Consider the following 5,344-nt stretch of genomic DNA (forward strand, 5'->3'; position numbering starts at 1 on the left):
AAAAATGAATACCAAGTCTCTGAGTGAACACGTAATTCATTACGAAGTTTAATTCACGAGCATCAAACTTAAATTGAAGAGTTTGATCATGGCTCAGATTGAACGCTGGCGGCAGGCCTAACACATGCAAGTCGAACGGTAACAGGAAGCAGCTTGCTGCTTCGCTGACGAGTGGCGGACGGGTGAGTAATGTCTGGGAAACTGCCCGGTGGAGGGGGATAACTACTGGAAACGGTAGCTAATACCGCATAACGTCGCAAGACCAAAGAGGGGGACCTTCGGGCCTCTTGCCACCGGATGTGCCCAGATGGGATTAGCTTGTTGGTGAGGTAACGGCTCACCAAGGCGACGATCCCTAGCTGGTCTGAGAGGATGACCAGCCACACTGGAACTGAGACACGGTCCAGACTCCTACGGGAGGCAGCAGTGGGGAATATTGCACAATGGGCGCAAGCCTGATGCAGCCATGCCGCGTGTATGAAGAAGGCCTTCGGGTTGTAAAGTACTTTCAGCGGGGAGGAAGGGATTGTGGTTAATAACCACAGTCATTGACGTTACCCGCAGAAGAAGCACCGGCTAACTCCGTGCCAGCAGCCGCGGTAATACGGAGGGTGCAAGCGTTAATCGGAATTACTGGGCGTAAAGCGCACGCAGGCGGTCTGTCAAGTCGGATGTGAAATCCCCGGGCTCAACCTGGGAACTGCATTCGAAACTGGCAGGCTTGAGTCTCGTAGAGGGGGGTAGAATTCCAGGTGTAGCGGTGAAATGCGTAGAGATCTGGAGGAATACCGGTGGCGAAGGCGGCCCCCTGGACGAAGACTGACGCTCAGGTGCGAAAGCGTGGGGAGCAAACAGGATTAGATACCCTGGTAGTCCACGCCGTAAACGATGTCTACTTGGAGGCTGTGCCCTTGAGGCGTGGCTTCCGGAGCTAACGCGTTAAGTAGACCGCCTGGGGAGTACGGCCGCAAGGTTAAAACTCAAATGAATTGACGGGGGCCCGCACAAGCGGTGGAGCATGTGGTTTAATTCGATGCAACGCGAAGAACCTTACCTGGTCTTGACATCCACGGAAGACTGCAGAGATGTGGTTGTGCCTTCGGGAACCGTGAGACAGGTGCTGCATGGCTGTCGTCAGCTCGTGTTGTGAAATGTTGGGTTAAGTCCCGCAACGAGCGCAACCCTTATCCTTTGTTGCCAGCGGTCCGGCCGGGAACTCAAAGGAGACTGCCAGTGATAAACTGGAGGAAGGTGGGGATGACGTCAAGTCATCATGGCCCTTACGACCAGGGCTACACACGTGCTACAATGGCATATACAAAGAGAAGCGACCTCGCGAGAGCAAGCGGACCTCATAAAGTATGTCGTAGTCCGGATTGGAGTCTGCAACTCGACTCCATGAAGTCGGAATCGCTAGTAATCGTGGATCAGAATGCCACGGTGAATACGTTCCCGGGCCTTGTACACACCGCCCGTCACACCATGGGAGTGGGTTGCAAAAGAAGTAGGTAGCTTAACCTTCGGGAGGGCGCTTACCACTTTGTGATTCATGACTGGGGTGAAGTCGTAACAAGGTAACCGTAGGGGAACCTGCGGTTGGATCACCTCCTTACCTTAAAGAACCTGCCTTTGTAGTGTCCACACAGATTGTCTGATGAAAAACGAGCAGTAAAACCTCTACAGGCTTGTAGCTCAGGTGGTTAGAGCGCACCCCTGATAAGGGTGAGGTCGGTGGTTCAAGTCCACTCAGGCCTACCAAATTCGCTCCCGTGCTTTGTTGTGGCAAAGCTCGCATACTGATGTATGCTTCGCTTCACCACGCCGCGCCCGGAAACGAATTATCGGTAAAGAGGTTCTGACTACACGATGGGGCTATAGCTCAGCTGGGAGAGCGCCTGCTTTGCACGCAGGAGGTCTGCGGTTCGATCCCGCATAGCTCCACCATTCTGTAGAACGTTTACGTAAGAAAACTTCAGAGTGTACCTGAAAAGGTTCACTGCGAAGTTTTGCTCTTTAAAAATCTGGATCAAGCTGAAAATTGAAACACAGAACAACGAAAGTTGTTCGTGAGTCTCTCAATTATCGCAATCATGAAGTGAAACATCTTCGGGTTGTGAGGTTAAGCGACCAAGCGTACACGGTGGATGCCCTGGCAGTCAGAGGCGATGAAGGACGTGCTAATCTGCGAAAAGCGTCGGCGAGGTGATATGAACCTTTGACCCGGCGATGTCCGAATGGGGAAACCCAGTGTGACTCGTCACACTATCGTTAACTGAATACATAGGTTAACGAGGCGAACCGGGGGAACTGAAACATCTAAGTACCCCGAGGAAAAGAAATCAACCGAGATTCCCCCAGTAGCGGCGAGCGAACGGGGAGCAGCCCAGAGCCTGAATCAGCCAGTGTGGTAGTGGAAGTGTCTGGAAAGGCACGCGATACAGGGTGACAGCCCCGTACACAAAACCACACCGGTTGTGAGCTCGATGAGTAGGGCGGGACACGTGGTATCCTGTCTGAATATGGGGGGACCATCCTCCAAGGCTAAATACTCCTGACTGACCGATAGTGAACCAGTACCGTGAGGGAAAGGCGAAAAGAACCCCGGCGAGGGGAGTGAAAAAGAACCTGAAACCGTGTACGTACAAGCAGTGGGAGCCTCTTTATGGGGTGACTGCGTACCTTTTGTATAATGGGTCAGCGACTTATATTCTGTAGCAAGGTTAACCGTATAGGGGAGCCGCAGGGAAACCGAGTCTTAACTGGGCGTTAAGTTGCAGGGTATAGACCCGAAACCCGGTGATCTAGCCATGGGCAGGTTGAAGGTTGGGTAACACTAACTGGAGGACCGAACCGACTAATGTTGAAAAATTAGCGGATGACCTGTGGCTGGGGGTGAAAGGCCAATCAAACCGGGAGATAGCTGGTTCTCCCCGAAAGCTATTTAGGTAGCGCCTCGTGAATTCATCTCCGGGGGTAGAGCACTGTTTCGGCTAGGGGGCCATCCCGGCTTACCAACCCGATGCAAACTGCGAATACCGGAGAATGTTATCACGGGAGACACACGGCGGGTGCTAACGTCCGTCGTGAAGAGGGAAACAACCCAGACCGCCAGCTAAGGTCCCAAAGTCATGGTTAAGTGGGAAACGATGTGGGAAGGCTCAGACAGCCAGGATGTTGGCTTAGAAGCAGCCATCATTTAAAGAAAGCGTAATAGCTCACTGGTCGAGTCGGCCTGCGCGGAAGATGTAACGGGGCTAAACCATGCACCGAAGCTGCGGCAGCGACACTATGTGTTGTTGGGTAGGGGAGCGTTCTGTAAGCCGTTGAAGGTGTGTCGTGAGGCATGCTGGAGGTATCAGAAGTGCGAATGCTGACATAAGTAACGATAAAGCGGGTGAAAAGCCCGCTCGCCGGAAGACCAAGGGTTCCTGTCCAACGTTAATCGGGGCAGGGTGAGTCGACCCCTAAGGCGAGGCCGAAAGGCGTAGTCGATGGGAAACAGGTTAATATTCCTGTACTTGGTGTTACTGCGAAGGGGGGACGGAGAAGGCTATGTCGGCCGGGCGACGGTTGTCCCGGTTTAAGCGTGTAGGTGTGTGTTCCAGGTAAATCCGGTTCACTTTAACACTGAGGCGTGATGACGAGGCACTACGGTGCTGAAGTGACAAATGCCCTGCTTCCAGGAAAAGCCTCTAAGCATCAGGTAACATCAAATCGTACCCCAAACCGACACAGGTGGTCAGGTAGAGAATACCAAGGCGCTTGAGAGAACTCGGGTGAAGGAACTAGGCAAAATGGTGCCGTAACTTCGGGAGAAGGCACGCTGATATGTAGGTGAAGTGATTTACTCATGGAGCTGAAATCAGTCGAAGATACCAGCTGGCTGCAACTGTTTATTAAAAACACAGCACTGTGCAAACACGAAAGTGGACGTATACGGTGTGACGCCTGCCCGGTGCCGGAAGGTTAATTGATGGGGTTATCCGTAAGGAGAAGCTCTTGATCGAAGCCCCGGTAAACGGCGGCCGTAACTATAACGGTCCTAAGGTAGCGAAATTCCTTGTCGGGTAAGTTCCGACCTGCACGAATGGCGTAATGATGGCCAGGCTGTCTCCACCCGAGACTCAGTGAAATTGAACTCGCTGTGAAGATGCAGTGTACCCGCGGCAAGACGGAAAGACCCCGTGAACCTTTACTATAGCTTGACACTGAACACTGGTCCTTGATGTGTAGGATAGGTGGGAGGCTTTGAAGCGTGGACGCCAGTCTGCGTGGAGCCGCCCTTGAAATACCACCCTTTAATGGCTGGTGTTCTAACGTAGGCCCGTAATCCGGGTTGCGGACAGTGTCTGGTGGGTAGTTTGACTGGGGCGGTCTCCTCCTAAAGAGTAACGGAGGAGCACGAAGGTTGGCTAATCCTGGTCGGACATCAGGAGGTTAGTGCAATGGCATAAGCCAGCTTGACTGCGAGCGTGACGGCGCGAGCAGGTGCGAAAGCAGGTCATAGTGATCCGGTGGTTCTGAATGGAAGGGCCATCGCTCAACGGATAAAAGGTACTCCGGGGATAACAGGCTGATACCGCCCAAGAGTTCATATCGACGGCGGTGTTTGGCACCTCGATGTCGGCTCATCACATCCTGGGGCTGAAGTAGGTCCCAAGGGTATGGCTGTTCGCCATTTAAAGTGGTACGCGAGCTGGGTTTAGAACGTCGTGAGACAGTTCGGTCCCTATCTGCCGTGGGCGCTGGAGAACTGAGGGGGGCTGCTCCTAGTACGAGAGGACCGGAGTGGACGCATCACTGGTGTTCGGGTTGTCATGCCAATGGCACTGCCCGGTAGCTAAATGCGGAAGAGATAAGTGCTGAAAGCATCTAAGCACGAAACTTGCCCCGAGATGAGTTCTCCCTGAGACTTTAAGTCTCCTGAAGGAACGTTGAAGACGACGACGTTGATAGGCCGGGTGTGTAAGCGCAGCGATGCGTTGAGCTAACCGGTACTAATGAACCGTGAGGCTTAACCTTACAACGCCGAAGATGTTTTGGCGGATTGAGAAGATTTTCAGCATTGATTACAGATTTTGCGAAAACGAAAGATTTTACGCTGAGGCAAGGCGGCAAGTGAAGCGACGGAAGGAGCATACCTAAGTATGTGACTGAGGTTCGCAGGCGCGGCCAACGCAGCATCAGTGGAAAAGATTCGTTTTAAGAGCACAAAGAATTTGCCTGGCGGCCTTAGCGCGGTGGTCCCACCTGACCCCATGCCGAACTCAGAAGTGAAACGCCGTAGCGCCGATGGTAGTGTGGGGTCTCCCCATGCGAGAGTAGGGAACTGCCAGGCATCAAA

2 tRNA genes and 3 rRNA genes are annotated in these 5,344 nt (G+C 53.1%); all 5 read left to right on the forward strand.

What is annotated here, in order from left to right:
• Positions 1–70 precede the first annotated feature (70 nt).
• The 5 genes from CSE01S_RS21785 (at position 71) to rrf (ending at position 5,338) form a co-directional block, all read left to right on the forward strand.
• A 16S ribosomal RNA gene (locus CSE01S_RS21785) occupies positions 71–1,612 on the forward strand.
• 69 nt (positions 1,613–1,681) lie between these two features.
• A tRNA-Ile gene (locus CSE01S_RS21790) sits at positions 1,682–1,758 on the forward strand.
• 110 nt (positions 1,759–1,868) lie between these two features.
• Positions 1,869–1,944 (forward strand) — tRNA-Ala (locus tag CSE01S_RS21795).
• A 173-nt stretch (positions 1,945–2,117) separates the two neighbouring features.
• Positions 2,118–5,022: ribosomal RNA gene (locus CSE01S_RS21800) — 23S ribosomal RNA — on the forward strand.
• 200 nt (positions 5,023–5,222) lie between these two features.
• A 5S ribosomal RNA gene (gene rrf, locus CSE01S_RS21805) occupies positions 5,223–5,338 on the forward strand.
• Together the 16S, 23S and 5S rRNA genes with 2 tRNA genes alongside form the textbook arrangement of a ribosomal RNA operon.
• Positions 5,339–5,344: the final 6 nt, after the last annotated feature.

It is taken from the genome of Citrobacter sedlakii NBRC 105722 (assembly GCF_000759835.1).
GTDB lineage: Bacteria > Pseudomonadota > Gammaproteobacteria > Enterobacterales > Enterobacteriaceae > Citrobacter_A > Citrobacter_A sedlakii.